The 15,907-nt window shown below is 70.0% G+C and carries 15 protein-coding genes; 10 read left to right on the top strand and 5 right to left on the bottom strand.

The features are described 5' to 3' along the window. Nucleotides 1-68: 68 nt before the first annotated feature. The 3 genes from AC0685_RS30775 to AC0685_RS30765 are packed head-to-tail and all read left to right on the top strand — an operon-like array spanning nucleotide 69 to nucleotide 4,840. Nucleotides 69-917 (top strand): sulfurtransferase, encoded by an 849-nt coding sequence (locus AC0685_RS30775; protein WP_478228697.1) that lies wholly within the window; start codon nucleotides 69-71, stop codon nucleotides 915-917. 55 nt (nucleotides 918-972) lie between these two features. Further along, complete coding sequence (locus AC0685_RS30770; RefSeq protein ID WP_478228696.1) at nucleotides 973-2,145, top strand: acetoin utilization protein AcuC; 1,173 nt, start codon at nucleotides 973-975, stop codon at nucleotides 2,143-2,145. Nucleotide 2,146: 1 nt separating this feature from the next. Further along, nucleotides 2,147-4,840: a bifunctional acetate--CoA ligase family protein/GNAT family N-acetyltransferase gene (locus AC0685_RS30765; RefSeq protein ID WP_478228695.1), complete on the top strand. Its 2,694-nt coding sequence runs from the start codon at nucleotides 2,147-2,149 to the stop codon at nucleotides 4,838-4,840. 6 nt (nucleotides 4,841-4,846) lie between these two features. Here AC0685_RS30765 and AC0685_RS30760 read toward each other — a convergent pair whose 3' ends face one another. Continuing rightward, a complete protein-coding gene (locus tag AC0685_RS30760) occupies nucleotides 4,847-5,272 on the bottom strand; it encodes an SgcJ/EcaC family oxidoreductase (protein ID WP_478228694.1) in 426 nt (141 codons plus the stop codon). 65 nt (nucleotides 5,273-5,337) lie between these two features. On the opposite strand from AC0685_RS30760, the gene AC0685_RS30755 reads away from it, so the two are divergent. After that, a complete protein-coding gene (locus tag AC0685_RS30755) occupies nucleotides 5,338-5,943 on the top strand; it encodes a TetR/AcrR family transcriptional regulator (protein WP_478228693.1) in 606 nt (201 codons plus the stop codon). On the opposite strand, the gene AC0685_RS30750 is transcribed toward AC0685_RS30755, so the two are convergent. The 4 genes from AC0685_RS30750 to AC0685_RS30735 form a co-directional block, all read right to left on the bottom strand. After that, the gene (locus AC0685_RS30750) at nucleotides 5,895-6,992 is read right to left on the bottom strand and encodes an alpha/beta hydrolase family protein (RefSeq protein WP_478228692.1); all 1,098 of its coding nucleotides are present in this window, start codon (nucleotides 6,990-6,992) and stop codon (nucleotides 5,895-5,897) included. The genes AC0685_RS30755 and AC0685_RS30750 overlap by 49 nt on opposite strands. A 142-nt stretch (nucleotides 6,993-7,134) precedes the next feature. Next, nucleotides 7,135-8,646: a long-chain-fatty-acid--CoA ligase gene (locus AC0685_RS30745; RefSeq protein ID WP_478228691.1), complete on the bottom strand. Its 1,512-nt coding sequence runs from the start codon at nucleotides 8,644-8,646 to the stop codon at nucleotides 7,135-7,137. Next, on the bottom strand, nucleotides 8,643-9,716 hold the full coding sequence (locus AC0685_RS30740; protein WP_478228690.1) for an acyl-CoA dehydrogenase family protein: 1,074 nt from the start codon (nucleotides 9,714-9,716) through the stop codon (nucleotides 8,643-8,645). The genes AC0685_RS30745 and AC0685_RS30740 overlap by 4 nt, the downstream gene beginning before the upstream one ends. A 9-nt stretch (nucleotides 9,717-9,725) precedes the next feature. After that, entirely contained in the window at nucleotides 9,726-10,907 is a 1,182-nt protein-coding gene (locus AC0685_RS30735; RefSeq protein WP_478228689.1) for an acyl-CoA dehydrogenase family protein, read from the bottom strand. A gap of 103 nt (nucleotides 10,908-11,010) precedes the next feature. On the opposite strand from AC0685_RS30735, the gene AC0685_RS30730 reads away from it, so the two are divergent. The 6 genes from AC0685_RS30730 to AC0685_RS30705 all read left to right on the top strand — a co-directional run. Further along, a complete protein-coding gene (locus tag AC0685_RS30730; RefSeq protein ID WP_478228688.1) occupies nucleotides 11,011-11,202 on the top strand; it encodes a ferredoxin in 192 nt (63 codons plus the stop codon). Between the two features lie 71 nt (nucleotides 11,203-11,273). Beyond that, complete coding sequence (locus tag AC0685_RS30725) at nucleotides 11,274-12,158, top strand: 3-oxoacyl-ACP reductase (protein ID WP_478228687.1); 885 nt, start codon at nucleotides 11,274-11,276, stop codon at nucleotides 12,156-12,158. A 25-nt stretch (nucleotides 12,159-12,183) separates the two neighbouring features. Next, nucleotides 12,184-12,945 carry a glucose 1-dehydrogenase gene (locus AC0685_RS30720; protein WP_478228686.1) on the top strand — a complete coding sequence of 254 codons (762 nt, stop codon included), beginning with the start codon at nucleotides 12,184-12,186 and terminating at the stop codon, nucleotides 12,943-12,945. A 144-nt stretch (nucleotides 12,946-13,089) separates the two neighbouring features. Continuing rightward, the gene (locus tag AC0685_RS30715) at nucleotides 13,090-13,875 is read left to right on the top strand and encodes an MlaE family ABC transporter permease (RefSeq protein WP_125675589.1); all 786 of its coding nucleotides are present in this window, start codon (nucleotides 13,090-13,092) and stop codon (nucleotides 13,873-13,875) included. A 1-nt stretch (nucleotide 13,876) separates the two neighbouring features. Next, nucleotides 13,877-14,725 carry an MlaE family ABC transporter permease gene (locus AC0685_RS30710; protein ID WP_340683278.1) on the top strand — a complete coding sequence of 283 codons (849 nt, stop codon included), beginning with the start codon at nucleotides 13,877-13,879 and terminating at the stop codon, nucleotides 14,723-14,725. Continuing rightward, nucleotides 14,722-15,907, top strand: a 1,186-nt coding sequence (locus AC0685_RS30705; protein ID WP_478228685.1) for an MCE family protein, incomplete at its 3' end; no start/stop codon positions are given. The genes AC0685_RS30710 and AC0685_RS30705, both read left to right, overlap by 4 nt.

The raw sequence follows: 15,907 nt of genomic DNA, 5'->3' as shown, positions 1-15,907 counted from the left end.
ACAAGCACCGAGGCGGGAAAAGTCCCCCAAGCTGGGCAGGGAGCCGTGCGACACGGAAAGATGGGCCCATGCGCCCCATGATCACCACCAGCGAACTCGCCGCGCAGCTGTCCGGGCCGGAATCGGCACGCTCCGTAGTGCTCGACGTCCGCTGGCGGCTCGCCGGCCCGCCCGGCGCCGATTCCTACCGTGAGGCGCATCTCCCGGGCGCGGTGTACGTCGACCTCGACACGGCGCTCGCCGGGGAGCCGGGCGACGGCGGCCGTCACCCGCTTCCGGAACCGGAGACGCTGCAGCGGCATCTGCGGGCGGCCGGGGTCCGCGCCGGTCATCCGGTCGTGGTCTACGACGACGCCGACGGTTCGGTCGCGGCCAGGGCGTGGTGGCTGCTGCGCTGGGCCGGGCACGCCGAGGTCGCCGTGCTGGACGGCGGGTTCGCGGCCTGGACCGAGGAGGAGCGCCCCGTCACCGCCGAGGCCCCTTCGCCCGAGGAGGGGGACATCGTCGTGAAGCCCGGCGGCATGCCGGTGCTGGAGGCGGACGAGGCGGCCACGCTCGCCAGGGACGGCTTGCTCTTCGACGCGCGGGCGAGGCCGAGGTACGCGGGGGAGACCGAGCCGATCGACCCGCGCGCCGGGCACATCCCCGGCGCGGTCAACGCGCCCTTCTCCGGGCATCTCGGGGAGGACGGGCGCTGGCGCGACGCCTCGGAACTGGCCGAGCGGTTCGAAGGTCTCGGCGTGACCCCGGGGACCCCGGTCGGTGTCTACTGTGGATCGGGCGTCACCGCCTCGTCCGTCGTGCTCGCGCTCGAGGTCGCCGGTCACCCGGAGCCCGCGGCGTTGTACGCGGGTTCGTGGTCGCACTGGTCGCGCGATCCGGGGCGCCCGGTGGCCACCGGAGATCTGCCCGGCTGACCCGCGGGCGTCCGGAACGACGCACGAGCCGCGTCCGGGCACTAGAGTTCGGACCATGCGAGCACCGGCCGTCGTATGGGACTCCTCGCTGCTGGGCTACGACCTCGGCGGCGAGCATCCGTTCAATCCGGTGCGGCTCGAACTGACGATCCGGCTCGCCACCGAGCTCGGCGTGCTCGACGGGGTCGACCTGCTCGTCCCCGGCCCGGCCGGCGAAGACGAGCTGTGCCGCGTGCACCTGGCCGAATACATCGAGGCCGTCCGGCAGGCGCCGATGACCGGTGCCGACTTCGCGCACGGGCTCGGCACCGAGGACAACCCGGTGTTCACCGGGATGCACGAGGCTTCCGCGCTGGTCGTGGGCTCGACACTGCTGGCCGCGCGGAAGATCGCCGAGGGTGAGGCGACGCGGGCGGTCAACATCGCCGGCGGGCTGCACCACGCGATGCCGGGCAAGGCGTCGGGTTTCTGCGTCTACAACGACTGTTCGGTGGCGATCTCGTGGCTGCTCGACCACGGTTTCGACCGCGTCGCCTACGTCGACACCGACGTGCACCACGGCGACGGCGTGCAGACGGCCTTCTACGACGATCCGCGCGTGCTGACCGTTTCCCTGCACCAGCACCCCTTCACGTTGTGGCCGGGAACGGGGTACTCGGCGGAGATCGGCAAGGGCGGGGCCGAGGGCACCGCGGTCAACCTCCCGCTGCCGCCCGGCACCCGCGACACCGGCTGGCTGCGGGCGTTCGAGGCGGTGGTGCCGTCGCTGCTGGAACAGTTCCGGCCGCAGATCCTCGTCACCCAGTGCGGCGTCGACTCGCACGAGGAGGACCCGCTGGCGGACCTCTCGCTGTCGGTGGACGGCCATCGCGCCATCTACCGGCGGCTGCGCGAACTGTCCGAAGCACACGCCGGTGGCCGTTGGCTCGCCGTGGGCGGCGGTGGTTACCAGCTGATCCGGGTGGTGCCGCGCTCCTGGACCCATCTGCTCGCCACCGTGCTCGGGCGCGACGTCGACCCGGCGACGGCGCTGCCGCCGAACTGGGTCGCGTCGATCTCCAGGGCGGCGCCGCAAGCCGAGCTCCCGGCAGGCATGTCCGACGGCCGCGAGACCGTGTTCGTCCCGTGGGGAGACGGAGAGGACGAGCCGGTCGACATCGCCATCCGTGACACCCGCCGCGCGATCTTCCCGCTGCACGGACTCGATCCGGACGATCCGAGGGACTGACATGGCCAGTGAGGACACCAAACGCGACCCGTACGACTACCCGCGCGAGTGGGAGGCCGACGTCCTGCTCTCCGACGGCGGCACGGTACATCTCCGTCCGGTGATCCCCAGCGACGCCGACGGGCTCGTCGCCTTCCACGGCAGGCTGTCCGAACGCACCCGGTACTTCCGGTACTTCGGCGCCTATCCGCGGATCCCGCAGCGCGACCTCGAACGGTTCTCCGTCGTCGACCACCACGACAGGGTCGCCTTCGTCGCGCTGCTGGGCGACGACATCGTCGCGGTCGGCCGGTACGAACGGCTCGAACACGGGCCGTCGGCCGAGGTCGCGTTCGTCGTCGACGACGCCCACCAGGGCCGCGGGCTCGGGTCGATCCTGCTGGAACATCTGGCCGCCGCCGCCTCGGAATGCGGACTTCGCCGCTTCGTCGCCGAGGTGCTCGCCGAGAACGCGGCGATGGTCCGCGTTTTCCGCGACGCCGGCTACCAGGTCAGCCGCGAGATCGAGGAAGGCGTGCTGCACCTGGAGTTCGACATCGACCCGACCGAGGAGTCGCTCGCCGTCGCCCGTTCCCGGGAGCAGGCCGCCGAGGCGCGCAGCGTGCACAATCTGCTGCACCCGAAGTCGGTCGCGGTGATCGGCGCGTCCACCGATCCGACGAAGATCGGCTACGTCGCCCTCACCAACCTCCTCAGCGCCGATTTCGCCGGCACCGTCTACCCGGTCAACCCCGAGCACAAGTCCGTCCGCGGCGTCCGTGCCTATCCGTCCGTCGTGGACATCCCCGAGGACGTCGACCTCGCGCTGGTCGCCGTGCCCGCCGAGGCCGTCGAGTCCGTTTTGGACGGTGCGCTGGCCAAGGGGGTCAAGACCCTCCTGATCGTCTCGGGCGGGTTCGCCGAGGCCGGGCCGCACGGGCTGCACGCCGAGCTGAGGCTGGTCGGGGAGGCCAGGGCGCACGGGATGCGGGTCGTCGGCCCGAACGCCCTGGGTGTGCTCAACACCGACGCGTCGGTCCGGCTCAACGCCACCCTCGCGCCCCGTCTGCCCGCGCGCGGCCGCACCGGGTTCTTCTGCCAGTCCGGCGCGCTGGGCACCGCCATCCTCGCCGACGCCGAGGCGCGAGGTCTCGGGCTGTCGACGTTCGTCTCGGCGGGGAACCGGGCCGATGTCTCCGGCAACGACCTGCTCCAGTACTGGGAGACCGATCCGGCGACCGACCTCGTCCTGCTGTACCTGGAATCGTTCGGCAACCCGCGTAAGTTCGCGCGGCTCGCGCGGCGGCTGGCGCGGACGAAACCGGTGGTGGCGGTGAAATCCGGCAGGCACGCGGTCCGTCCGCAGCTCGCCGCGACGTCGGCGGAGGTCGACGAGTCCAGCGTCCAGGCCCTGTTCGAACAGGCTGGTGTCGTCCGTGTCGACACGCTCGCGCAGCTCTTCGACACCGCGCTGGTCTTCGCGCATCAGCCGCTGCCCGCCGGCCCACGGGTCGCGATCGTGGGCAACTCCAGCGCGATCGGGCTGCTCGCCGCCGACACCGCGCGGGCGCACGGCCTCCGGCTGGCCGCCGATCCGGTCGACGTCGGGCCGCAGGCGAGCCCGGAGGAATTCGCCGCGGCCGTGCGTGAGGCGCTCAACTCGCCGGAGACCGACGCGCTCGTCGTGGTCTTCGTGCCGCCGCTCGCGATCCCGGGCACCGCGTACGCCCGCGCGCTGCGGGAGGTCGTCGTCGAGATGGACAAGAACAAGCCGATCGTGTCGACCTTCCTCGCCGTCGAGGGGGTGCCGGACGAGCTGGCCGTGCTGTCCGAGGACGGGGTGCCGACGCGGGGTTCGGTCCCGTCTTACCCCAGCCCCGAACGTGCGGTGAACGCGCTCGCGCGAGTCGTGCGCTACGCCGCCTGGCGGCAGCGGCCGCAGGGGAACCTGGTGCGGCCCGCGGGCCTGCACGCCGAGCAGGCGCAGGTGATCGTCAGCGAACTGCTGGCGGCCGAGGAGGGCAAAACGACGCTGCTCTCCGATGACGACGTGGTCCGGCTCCTGGGCTGCTACGGCATCGACGTGGTCCCGTTCCAGGTCGCCTCGTCCGCGGACGAGGCGGTGAAAGCGGCCGAGGAGCTGGGTTTCCCGGTCACCCTCAAGGCCGTCGACGAGCGGCTGCGCGGCAGGCCGGACCTCGCGGGCGTGCGGCTCGATCTGTCCTCTGTGGACGGAGTACGCCGGGCGTACGCCGATCTGCGCGAGATCTCCCATGACGACGAGGTCTACGTCCAGCGGATGGCGCCCAAGGGCATTTCGTGCGTGGTCGGGCTGCAGGACGATCCGTCGTTCGGCACGCTCGTGTCGTTCGGTCTCTCCGGGCTGGTCAGCACGCTGCTGGGGGACAGGGCCTACCGTGCGGTCCCGCTCACCGACGTCGACGCCGCCACGCTGCTGCGCGAACCGCGGACTTCGCCGCTGCTGACCGGGTACCGCGGCGACGAACCGGCGGATCTGGCCGCGCTCCAGGACATCGTGCTGCGCGTCGCGGCGCTCGCCGAGGACAACCCCGAGGTCCGCTCGATGACGCTCGACCCGATCCTCGCCTCGCCGGACGGCGCCTTCGTCGCCAACGCGCGGATCGTGCTGGGCCCGCCGCCGTCCCGGCCCGACACGGGACCGCGACGGCTGCGGCCGATCAACGCCCCTGCCTGAGCCCCGTCAGGAATCCCACTCCTGGGGCGAGCGGGCCGCGAGATCCGCGTCGTGGCCGGTGAACGCCGCGATATCGCCACGGATCGTGTTGTGGAACGCGACGATCCGCCCGTCGTGGACGAGTTTCGTCTGCACCGCCCGTGCTTCCCCGGCCAGGGGACCGGCGGGGATGGTCAGCGTGGTGGCGGTGTGCACGAGATCGAACCCGCCGCCGAGCGGACGGCTCGACACCTGGCGGATCCGCAGCGTGCTGCCCCGGTAGATGGTGTCGAAGATGTTCTGGCTCTCGCGTGCGATCGTCGCGCGGCCGCGCTGGATGCGGCCGAGGACGTCGACGAAATCCGCGTCCTCGGCGAAGTTCGCGGCCCACGCCTCGCCGTCGCCCGCGTTCCAGGCGCGTTCCAGCGCGGTGATGATCTCCTCGGTGGTCATCGCTATCCTTTCCAGAACATCGATCCATTAGTTAGAACAACGTTCCAAATTTTCGAGGAGCATACATGCCCGCGGATCTGCCCGGCATCGTCCGGTTGCGCGACCGTCGTGAGGCGCTGACGCTGCGCACGATCCTGACGGCGGCCCGCGGCCTCTTCGCCGAGCGCGGGTACGCGCGGACACCGATCCGCCTCATCGCCCAGGAAGCGGGGGTGTCCCCGCAGACCATCTACGCCCACTTCGGTTCGAAGGCCGGTGTCCTCGGCGGGCTCGTCGACCTCCTCGACGACGAGGCCGGGATCCCCGACCTCGTCGCCGAGGCGCAGCGGACCGAGGATCCGGTCGCGTTGCTCGGCCTCCTGGCCACGGTCGCCCGCCAGGTCCGGGAACGCTGTGGCGACATCGTCACGATGCTCGGCTCCGGTGCGGCCGTCGATCCGGACATCGCCGCGACACAGGCGGAAGGTGCCCGGCGTAACCGGCTCGGCGTCGAGATGGTCGTCGGCCGCGTCCGAGAGAGCGGGCGCGCCGTGGTACCCAGGGCCGCGGACATCGCCGTGGCCCTGATGAGCGCCGACGTCCACACCAGCCTCGTCGCCGAGGCCGGGTGGAGTCACGACGACTACGAAGCCTGGCTCAAGGACACCTTGGTCACGGCGCTGCTTCGGTGACGCAGGGTCTTGCCGAAGAACGCCGAGAGCTGAGCGCGCTGCGTGGCGATGCTCCGCGCCGGATCGATGGTGCCGACGAAGGCGGCCGGGGCGTTGCCCAGTTGCGGCAACAGCGTCTGGTAGTCGGTGAAACTGAAATGCTCCCCGTCCGGCAACCGCACCTCGCGGGTCCAGCCACGCTGGTTGCGGAGGAACTTCTGCCAGGACGCGTCCGACGCGGCGCTGTGGTCACCGGCGCTCATCAGCAGGAACGGCCGGTCCAGTCCCTCGTCGGCGACGCGGCCGAAGATCCGCTGCGACTGCGAGTGGGCCATGCTGCCGTCCAGATCCGCTCCGGCGACGACGCGCCGGTCGCTCACCATCGTCTCGCCCGCGGTGAACCCGCCGGCGGAGTGGCCGAACATGCCGGCCTCGGTCAGTCCGAGCGAGTCGAGGACGAAGCGCGTGTCACGGACGCGAGTGTCGATCACGCGTTTCGACACCTCGATGCTCGACGGCGGCAAGGCCTTCTTCTCGACACGGCCGCCGGGGAACTCCACCGCTTCCGCTTCGTGGGTGTGGTCGATGGCCACGACGACGTAGCCTTCGCTCGCGAGCTGTTCCTGGTGGGTGGTGCCGTGCGAACGCGACAGGGTGCCGCCGGGCGAGTACAGCACGACGGGCCGCTTGCCACCGATCGCGGGCGCGCCGATCCGGGAGTGGGTGGGGAAGCGGTAGTCGAGCTGGTCCGCCGTCATGCCCAGCTTGACGGCGTCGCCCACGGCCACCACCTTCGCGACACCTGGCGCCATGTACGGCGCTTTCGGCTTTCCGCTCGGCAAGGCCGGGTACCGCACGGTGACCATCAATTCCCTTGTCGCACCGGGAACCCACGGGTCCTGGCGGGAGTGATCGACGAGATGGAGGTCGGTGCTGCCGACGGCGTACGGACCTGTCGGCGCGGGAAGGCTCAAGCGGACGGGCGCCGCCGACGCGGGCGGCGCGAGGAGGACGGCGGGCAGGGCGAGAGTGGTCGCCAGTACGCCGATCCGGCGCGTTGTTCGTTTCATGGCACCGAACGTAGGCAGCGGGCGGGTGCCGGGGCATCGGGAAGATCACCGGTGCCGACCCTGGGATCAGCCCCGAGGCTCACTGCCGCGTTTAGTCCTCTGAATGCGGTAGTTGTCAGTGCGAACTATCGCGTTCAGAGGACTAAACGCGGGGGTAGCGCAGCTCCCACGCCGCTCGGGAACCTTCCGCCGCCAGTTCCCGTTTGAGCACCTTGTGCGTCGCCGTCCTGGGCAGTTCGGCGAGCGTCCGGATGAACCGGGGCCGCTGCTTCGGTCCCAGATCGCCTTGCGCGACAACGAAAGCGGCGAGCTCGTCGGCGTCGATCGGCGACCGGCAGACCAGGGCGGCCATCACCTGGTCACCCACCCGCGGATCCGGCACGCCGTACACGGCGGCCTCGCTGACGGCGGGATGTCGCAGGAGCGCGCGTTCGATCGGGGCGGTGCCGAGGTTTTCGCCGTCGACGCGCAGCCAGTCGCCGAGCCGTCCCGCGAAGTAGCAGTAGCCGTCCGCGTCCAGGTACGCCAGGTCACCGGTGTGGTACATCCCGTCGCGCATCCGCTCGGCCTCGGCCGCCGGATCGCCGTAGTAACCGGCGAAGAAGCCCGGGCCACCGGTGTTGACCAGTTCGCCCACCGCCTCGGCGGCGTTGAGCAGCCTTCCGCCTTCATCGAACTCCGCCGGGGGACAGGGTTTTCCGGTCTCCGGGTCGAGGACGGCGACGCCGTCGAGCAGGCGGCCGAGCGAACCGGGCGGGGTGGAGGCGTCCCTTCCGAAGTTCACTCCGCCCTCGGTCGAACCGAAGGCGTCGACCACGTGGCAGCCGAAGCGTTTGCCGAAAGCGGCGAGGTCGGCTTCCGCGCCTTCGTTGCCGTAGACTAGTTTCAGCGGGTTGTCGGCGTCGTCGTCCCGTTCGGGAGTGGTGAGCACATAGGACAGTGGTTTGCCGACGTAGTTGGCGTACGTCGCTCCGAACCTCCGGACGTCCGGCAGGAAACCGGAGGCCGAGAACCGCCGCCGCACCGCGATCCCCGCGCCCGCGGCGAGCCCGACCGACCAGCCTGCCATGATGGCGTTGGAGTGGAACATCGGCATCGACACGTACACGGTGTCCTCTGCGGACAGACCGAACCGGGTGGCCAGCATCTCGCCGGGGTAGGCGATCTTGCCGTGCGTGCACCGGACGGCCTTCGGGTCACCGCTGGTGCCGGACGTGAAGATCAGCATGAGCAGGTCTTCCGGCTTCGCGGCCACGGGGTCGAAAGCTTCTCGCGCCGGCCCCAGCTCGCTCAGCGGCAGCACCGGCACACCGGCGTCGGGCAGCAGCGGAAGGTACTTGTCCTCGGCGAACACCACCTCGCAGTCGGCCAGTGCGACGTCACGGGCCAGTGCCGCGCCCCGGCGCGTGGGGTTCAGGCCGACCAGCACGTGTCCCGAGAGCGCCGCCCCGCCGAGCAGGAACGAGAACTCGGGAACGTTGTCCGCCAGCAGCCCGAAGTGCCCGCCGGGCCGCAGGATCGCGGTGAGCGCGGCGGCGTGCCCGGCGCAGGCCCGGATGTGCTCGGCCCACGTCCAGCGCCGGTCTTCGAACAGCAGGCCGGTCGAGCGGTCCTCCGCCCGCGCGAGCAGGAGTTCCGTGACCGTGGGGGTCATGCCGGGTCCGCGGCCAGCAGGTCGCCGAGTCCCCGCAGCTGCGTGGTCGCTCCGCCCAGGGTGAACTCGAGCCGTTTCGCCGCGACGAAGTAGCGATGCAGTGTGTGGTCGACGTCGATGCCGACCCCGCCGTGGACGTGCACGGCGGTGTGCGCGACGCGATGCCCGGCCTCGGCCGTCCAGAACTTCGCCGTCGCGACCTCTTCGGCCGCCGGTAACCGTTCGCTGAGCCGCCAGGCGGCCTGCCACAACGTCAGCCGGACGGCTTCGACGTCGACGTAGGCGTCGGCGAGCCGCTGCCGCACCGCCTGGAAACTCCCGATGAGATGGCCGAACTGCTTGCGCTCCCGCGCGTACGCCGCGGTCAGCTCCAGCGCCCGTTCGACCACGCCGAGCTGCTGCGCGCAGCAGCCGACCGTGCCCCGCAGTCGCAGCCATTCGCCGATGTCGCCCAAGGATGTGGCGGCCTTCGCGCCGGACAGTTCGACGAGTGCCGCGTCGGCGTGGTCGACGGTCCGCTGCGGCGAGACCGTCACGGCGTCCCGGTCGAGCAGGAACACCTGACGGCCGCCGTCGATGGCGGCTTCGACGAGGAACCCGTGCGCGAACGCGCCCGACGGCACCGCGGTCTGCGCGCCGGTCAGCCGCCAGCCGTCGCCGTCGGCCTCGGCGGTGAACCCGCACGGCACGCCGTAGTCCGGCAGCGCGACCGCGAGGACGTGGTCACCGCGCAGGACCGGGACGACCCAGCGCTCCGCGAGCCGTCCGTCGCCGAATTCGGCAACGGCGGCGGCGCCCAGGACGACCGACGTCAGATAGGGCACGGGCGCGACCGCACGGCCGATCTCGGCCAGCACGGAACACTGCTCCAGCAGCCCGAATCCGCCACCGCCGACCGACTGCGGCAACGCGGCGTCGAGCACCCCGGCCTGGGCCAGTGAAGTCCACAGTGGAGCGTCGAAGCCGCCGGAACCGTGCGGTCCCAGCACGTCGGGGGTGACCTTGTCCGTCAGGATCCGGCGCGTGAGCGAAGCGAGATCCTGCTGCGCTTCGGTGAGCGTGAAGTCCATGGGTGTCTCCTAGCGCGTGACGGGCAGGCCGAGGGCGGTCGCGGCGATCATGTCCCGCTGGATCTCGTTGGTTCCGCCGCCGAAGGTGAGGATCAGCGAAGACCGGTGCAGCCGTTCGATCCGGCCGCGCAACTGGGCACCGGGGGAGCCCTCGCGGACGATGGCGCCCGCGCCGAGGATCTCCATCATCAGCCGGTACGCCTCGGTCGCGAACTCCGTGCCGAAGACCTTCGTCGCCGACGCCTCCGCCGGGCCGAGCTCGCTGCTCGTGGCCGCCCAGGCGATCCGCCAGTTCCGCAGCTTCAGGTATTCGGCGTGCGTGTGGATCCGCGCCAGGTGCAGCCGCACCCACGGCTGGTCGATGACGCGCGAGCCGTCGGGCAGTTTCGTGGTCTGCGCCCAGCTCCGCACCTCGCGCAGCGACGTCTGGATCGGGGCGGCCGAGGTCAGCGCGACACGTTCGTGGTTGAGCTGGTTCGTGATGAGCGGCCAGCCCTCGTTCTCCCCGGCGACCCGGGAGGTCACCGGGACGCGCACGTCGTCGTAGTAGGTCGCGCTCGTGCCAGGACCGGCGACCGTGTGCACCTTCGTCCAGGAGAAACCGGGGGCCGAGGTCGGCACGATCAGCATGCTCAGGCCCTTGTGCCTGCGGGCGTCGGGGTCGGTGCGGGCGGCCAGCCAGACGTAGTCGGCGTACTCGATCAGGCTTGTCCACATCTTCTGGCCGTTGATGACGTAGTCGTCGCCGTCGCGGACCGCGCGGGTGCGCAGTGACGCCAGGTCGGTGCCCGCGCCCGGCTCGGAGTAGCCGATCGCGAAGTGCAGCTCGCCGGCGGCGATCTTCGGCAGGTAGAACGCCTTCTGTTCTTCGGTGCCGTAGCGCATGATCGTCGGCCCGACGGTGTTCACCGTGAGGAACGGGACGGGCACCCCCGCCGCGGCCGCCTCGTCGGTGAAGATGAGCTGATCGAGCATCGGCCGGTCCTGCCCGCCGTACTCGCGGGGCCAGCCGATCGCGAGCCAGCCCGCACCGCCGAGGTCCCGGACGATTTCCTTGTACACCAGGCCGTTGCCGTACTCGCCGCCGTCACCGGCCAGGGCTTCACGGCGTTCGGGGGTCATCAGCCTGGCGAAGTACTCCCTGAGTTCCGCCGCCAGCGCCCGCTGCTCCGGCGTGTAGTCGATCCGCATCCGTCACCTCTGCCGTCGGTGCTCGTTACTGGTGCCATGGCCGCTCGCGGCGGTAAGGTAGAACCTGTTCTAGTTGTACCAGGTATGGCGGCGAGGAGGGAATATGAAGATCGACGTCGATCGCTCGCTCTGCGAGGCGAACGCGATCTGTGTCGGCTTCGCGCCCGAGGTCTTCGATCTCGACGACGACGAGGAACTTGTCCTCGCGTCGGCCGAAGTTCCACAGAATCAAGTAGAACGTGTTACTCAGGCTGTGGCGAGCTGTCCGAAAAACGCCCTGCTCATACGTGGTTAACACCGTCTATTTGCTGCTTGCATCGAGCAAGAACAGATTCTAATGTGTGCGGAGAGGCAAGGAGGCCCGGAGTGAGTTTGGACGGCAGGACGGCCATCGTGACCGGGGCCGGCGCGGGACTCGGCCGGGCCGAGGCGCTGGCGCTGGCCGCCGCGGGAGCGTCGGTGGTGGTCAATGACGTGTCGCCCGCGGCGCGGGCGGTGGCCGACGAGATCGAGGCCGAGGGCGGCAAGGCCGTCGCGGTCACCGGCGACGTGTCGGAGTCCGCGACCGCGGACGCGCTGCTCACCGCCGCCGTCGACCACTTCGGCGGGCTGCACGTCCTGGTCAACAACGCGGGCGTGCTGCGCGACCGGATGCTGTTCTCGATGTCCGACGACGAATGGGACACCGTGCTCCGGGTCCACCTTCGCGGGCATTTCCTGCTTTCGCGCAACGCCGGGGCGTACTGGCGCGACAAGTCCAAAGTGGACGGCGCGCCGGTGTACGGCCGGGTGGTCAACACCGCGTCGGAGTCGTTCCTGCTCGGCGCCCCTGGCCAGCCGAACTATGGCGCGGCCAAGGCGGGCATCGCCGCGCTCACCGTCTCCACCGCACGCGGTCTTTCCCGCTACGGCGTCCGCGCCAACGCGATCTGCCCGCGCGCCCGGACGGCGATGACCGAAGCGGTCTTCGGAGCCGACGCGCCGGAAGGGATCGACCCGCTTTCGGTCGACCACGTCGCACCGTTCGTGTCGTTCCTCTGCTCGCCCGAGGCCGATCGGGTCAACGGCCAGGTGTTCCTCGTCTACGGCGGGATGGTCGCGCTGATGCGGCCGCCGTCGGTGGAACAGCGATTCGACACCGTCAACGGCACCTGGACCGCCGCCGAACTCGCCACCAGCGTGGGCGGCTACTTCGCCGACCGCGACCCGGAGCGGATGTTCTCCGCGTCCGAGATCATGTCGCTGCCGTGAACAACAGGAACAGGTGTGGATGACGATGGGCAGGCTCGATCACAAGGTAGCGCTGATCACCGGCGGCGCCCGCGGGCAGGGCGAGGCGGCCGCGCGGCTGTTCGTCGCCGAGGGCGCTCGCGTGGTGATCGCCGACATCAACGACCTCGATGGCAAGAAGCTGGCCGCCGATCTCGGTGAGTCCGCCGTCTACCAGCATCTCGACGTCGGGGACGAGGCCGAATGGGACGCCGCGATCGAGCGCACCGTCTCGGAGTTCGGCCCGCCGACCGTACTGGTCAACAACGCGGGCATCCTGCACTTCTCGGAACTCGGCAAGACCACGCTCGCCGACTACGAACGCGTCATCCGGGTCAACCAGATCGGCGCGTTTCTCGGGATGCGTTCGGTCGTTGAACCGATGACCGGGGCCGGAGGCGGCTCCATCGTCAACGTGTCCTCAGTCGAAGGGCTCGCCGGAATGCCGTTCCTCGTCGCCTACACCGCGAGCAAGTTCGCGATCCGCGGGATGACCAAGGTCGCCGCGCTCGAACTCGGCGCGAAGAACATCCGGGTCAATTCGGTCCATCCCGGCGCGATCGACACCCCGATGGTCGCGGCTGCCGCGGGCGGGCAGAAAGTCGACATGTCGTGGGTGGGCAAGAAGGTCGCCCTCGGCCGCGTCGGGCAGCCGGAGGACATCGCGAAGCTCGTGCTGTTCCTGGCCAGTGACGAAAGTTCGTACAGCACGGGCGCGGAGTTCGTCGCGGACGGCGGCGCCACGGCCACGCATGCTCTCAGATTTTGATCGGGCGCGAAGCGCCTCCGTTGAGGGTGGTGGTGGGGGCATGGATGGACTGACGCGGAGGTGCCGAGAGCAAAGTGAACACCGCTAACGCACTGGGGCGTTGACAGGTGGAGTAAGACTCGGGGCAGGCGACTGGGAGGTTCTGTGGGAGCGACGGTGTCCGTCCCCGGTACGGGTGCGCTCACACAGGTCGGCAGGCTCGCGACGCTGTCGTGGGAAGTCCTGCGCGCGATCTTCAAACGCCCGTTCCAGTTCCGCGAATGGATCCAGCAGTGCTGGTTTTTCGCGAGTGTCACCATCCTGCCGACGGCGCTGGTGGCGATCCCGTTCGGCGCCGTCATCGCGTTGCAGCTGGGCTCGCTGACGCAGCAGATCGGCGCGCAGTCGTTCACCGGCGCCGCGAGCGCGCTCGCGATCGTGCAGCAGGCGAGCCCGCTGATCACCGCGCTGCTGGTGGCCGGCGCGGGCGGCAGCGCGGTCTGCGCCGACATCGGCGCCCGCAAGATCCGCGAAGAGATCGACGCGATGGAAGTCCTCGGGGTCAACCCGATCCAGCGCCTGATCGTGCCCCGCGTACTCGCCGCGATCGTGGTTTCGGTGCTGCTGAACGGTTTGGTCAGCGTCGTCGGTGTGCTCGGCGGCTACTTCTTCAACGTCGTCATGCAGGGCGGCACCCCCGGCGCGTACCTCGCCAGCTTCAACGCGCTCGCCCAGGTGCCGGATCTGTGGATCAGCGAGATCAAGGCGCTCCTGTACGGTTTCGTCGCCGGGGTGGTCGCGGCGTTCCGCGGGCTGAACCCGGCGGGCGGGCCGAAGGGCGTCGGCGACGCGGTGAACCAGGCCGTGGTCATCACGTTCCTGCTGCTGTTCCTGATCAACGTCGTGCTGACCGCGATCTACCTGCGGATCGTCCCGCCGAAGGCGATGTGACATGGCAGGTGAACCCGCTGTTTCGGACCGGACGCTCGAAATCATCGCGCGTCCCGGCGCGATGCTGGAAGGCTTCGGCGGCCAGCTGTCGTTCTACTTCCGCGCGCTGGCCTGGACCCCGCGCACGATCCGGCGCTACGGCCGCGAGATCTTCCGCCTGCTGACCGAGGTCAGCTTCGGCACCGGCGCGCTCGCGGTGATCGGCGGGACGCTCGGCGTGATGATCGGGATGACGCTGTTCACCGGTCTCATCGTCGGCCTGCAGGGCTACTCCGCGCTGAACCAGCTCGGCACCGCCGCGCTCACCGGGTTCATCTCGGCGTACTTCAACACCCGCGAGGTCGCGCCGCTTTCGGCCGGGCTGGCGCTTTCGGCCACCGTCGGCTGCGGGTTCACCGCGCAACTCGGCGCGATGAAGATCTCCGAGGAGATCGACGCGCTCGAAGTGATGGGTGTGCCGAGCCTGCCGTACCTGGTGACGACGCGGGTGATCGCCGGCGTCACCGCGGTCATCCCGCTCTACGCCGTCGGCCTGCTTTCGTCGTACCTCGCCTCGCGGCAGATCACGATCTGGCTCTACGGCCAGTCGTCGGGCACCTACGACCACTACTTCACGCTGTTCCTGCCGCCCGAGGACGTGCTCTGGTCGTTCCTCAAGGTGATCATCTTCAGCGTGCTCGTCATCCTGTCGCACTGCTACTACGGCTACACCGCCAGCGGTGGGCCCGCCGGGGTCGGCGTCGCGGTCGGGCGCGCGGTGCGGACGTCGATCGTGCTGATCTCGGTCCTCGACTTCTTCCTCAGCCTCGCGATCTGGGGCGCCACGACGACGGTGAGGATTTCCGGGTGAACAGGAGGACTCTGCTGCAGCGGCTCCGGCACCAGGTGCTGGGGCTGATCTTCCTCGTGGTGGTCGTGCTGTTCTTCGTCACCACCATCGCCTTCTACCAGAAGACCTTCACCACGGTGACCCTGGTGAAACTGGAGACCGACCGCATCGGCAACCAGATGCGCGTGGGCGCGGACGTGAAGGTGCGCGGGATGGTCGTCGGCGAGGTCCGGACGATCCAGGCGCACGGCGATCGCGCGACGATGGAACTGGCGCTGCAACCGGACAAGACGTCGGTCATCCCGTCGAACGTGTCCGCGCGGCTGCTGCCCAAGACGTTGTTCGGCGAACGGTATGTCGCTTTGCAGATACCGAACAAGCCGGAGCGGCACATCGCCGAGGGCGACGTCATCCCGCAGGACCGCAGCAGTAGCGCGATCGAGCTGGAAACCGTGCTCGGCAACGTGATGCCGCTGCTGCAGGCCGTCCAGCCGGAGAAGATGGCCAGCACGCTCAACGCCGTCGCGTCCGCTTTGGATGGTCAGGGCAAGCAGCTCGGCTCGACGCTGGCGGGGCTTTCGGACTATCTCGGCAAGGTGAACCCGTCGCTGCCCGACCTCAAGGCCGACATCACCGGGCTGGCCGACGCCGCCGCCGTCTACGACAAGGCCGCGCCGGATCTGCTGGCCGCGCTTTCGGACCTGACCACCACGAGCAAGACCCTGCTCGAGAGCCAGCGCGGGCTCGCCGACGTGTATTCGACGGTGACCGCGGCCTCGATCGACCTGACGAGTTTCCTGAAAGTGAACCAGGACAACCTGATCCGCCTCACCACCAACCTCCAGCCCACCTTGGACGTCCTCGCGAAGTACGCGCCGGAGTACCCGTGCCTGCTCAAGCAGCTGGCCGAATCGGTGCCCCGCGCGGAACTCGCGTTCGGCAAGGGGACCGCGCATCCCGAGGTCAGCCGGGTGACCATCGAGTTCACGCCGAGCCGGGGCAAGTACCTGCCCGGTGTCGACGAGCCGAAGTACAACGACAAACGCGGCCCGCGCTGCTACCCCGAGGTGCCGCCGCCGGGCCGCTGGCCGCAGTACCCGCCGGACGGCGCCATCGACGACGGGTCCTCGAAACCCGCGCCGCCGCGCGATCCCGACGGCACCCTGCCCTCGAACGGGACCGTGCCTTCGGGCGGGAGCGCGG

This window comes from Amycolatopsis sp. NPDC043889 (assembly GCF_056435645.1).
This window is presented reverse-complemented; position numbering and strand designations above follow the sequence as displayed.

Bases quoted from the DNA above. Each gene is read 5' to 3' on its own strand.
- AC0685_RS30710 (WP_340683278.1), top strand. From the start codon at position 13,877: ATGGCAGGTGAACCCGCTGTTTCGGACCGGACGCTCGAAATCATCGCG.
- AC0685_RS30750 (WP_478228692.1), bottom strand. From the start codon at position 6,992: ATGAAACGAACAACGCGCCGGATCGGCGTACTGGCGACCACTCTCGCC.
- AC0685_RS30770 (WP_478228696.1), top strand. From the start codon at position 973: ATGCGAGCACCGGCCGTCGTATGGGACTCCTCGCTGCTGGGCTACGAC.
- AC0685_RS30730 (WP_478228688.1), top strand. From the start codon at position 11,011: ATGAAGATCGACGTCGATCGCTCGCTCTGCGAGGCGAACGCGATCTGT.
- AC0685_RS30755 (WP_478228693.1), top strand. From the start codon at position 5,338: ATGCCCGCGGATCTGCCCGGCATCGTCCGGTTGCGCGACCGTCGTGAG.
- AC0685_RS30745 (WP_478228691.1), bottom strand. From the start codon at position 8,646: ATGACCCCCACGGTCACGGAACTCCTGCTCGCGCGGGCGGAGGACCGC.
- AC0685_RS30735 (WP_478228689.1), bottom strand. From the start codon at position 10,907: ATGCGGATCGACTACACGCCGGAGCAGCGGGCGCTGGCGGCGGAACTC.
- AC0685_RS30765 (WP_478228695.1), top strand. From the start codon at position 2,147: ATGGCCAGTGAGGACACCAAACGCGACCCGTACGACTACCCGCGCGAG.
- AC0685_RS30740 (WP_478228690.1), bottom strand. From the start codon at position 9,716: ATGGACTTCACGCTCACCGAAGCGCAGCAGGATCTCGCTTCGCTCACG.
- AC0685_RS30760 (WP_478228694.1), bottom strand. From the start codon at position 5,272: ATGACCACCGAGGAGATCATCACCGCGCTGGAACGCGCCTGGAACGCG.
- AC0685_RS30775 (WP_478228697.1), top strand. From the start codon at position 69: ATGCGCCCCATGATCACCACCAGCGAACTCGCCGCGCAGCTGTCCGGG.
- AC0685_RS30720 (WP_478228686.1), top strand. From the start codon at position 12,184: ATGGGCAGGCTCGATCACAAGGTAGCGCTGATCACCGGCGGCGCCCGC.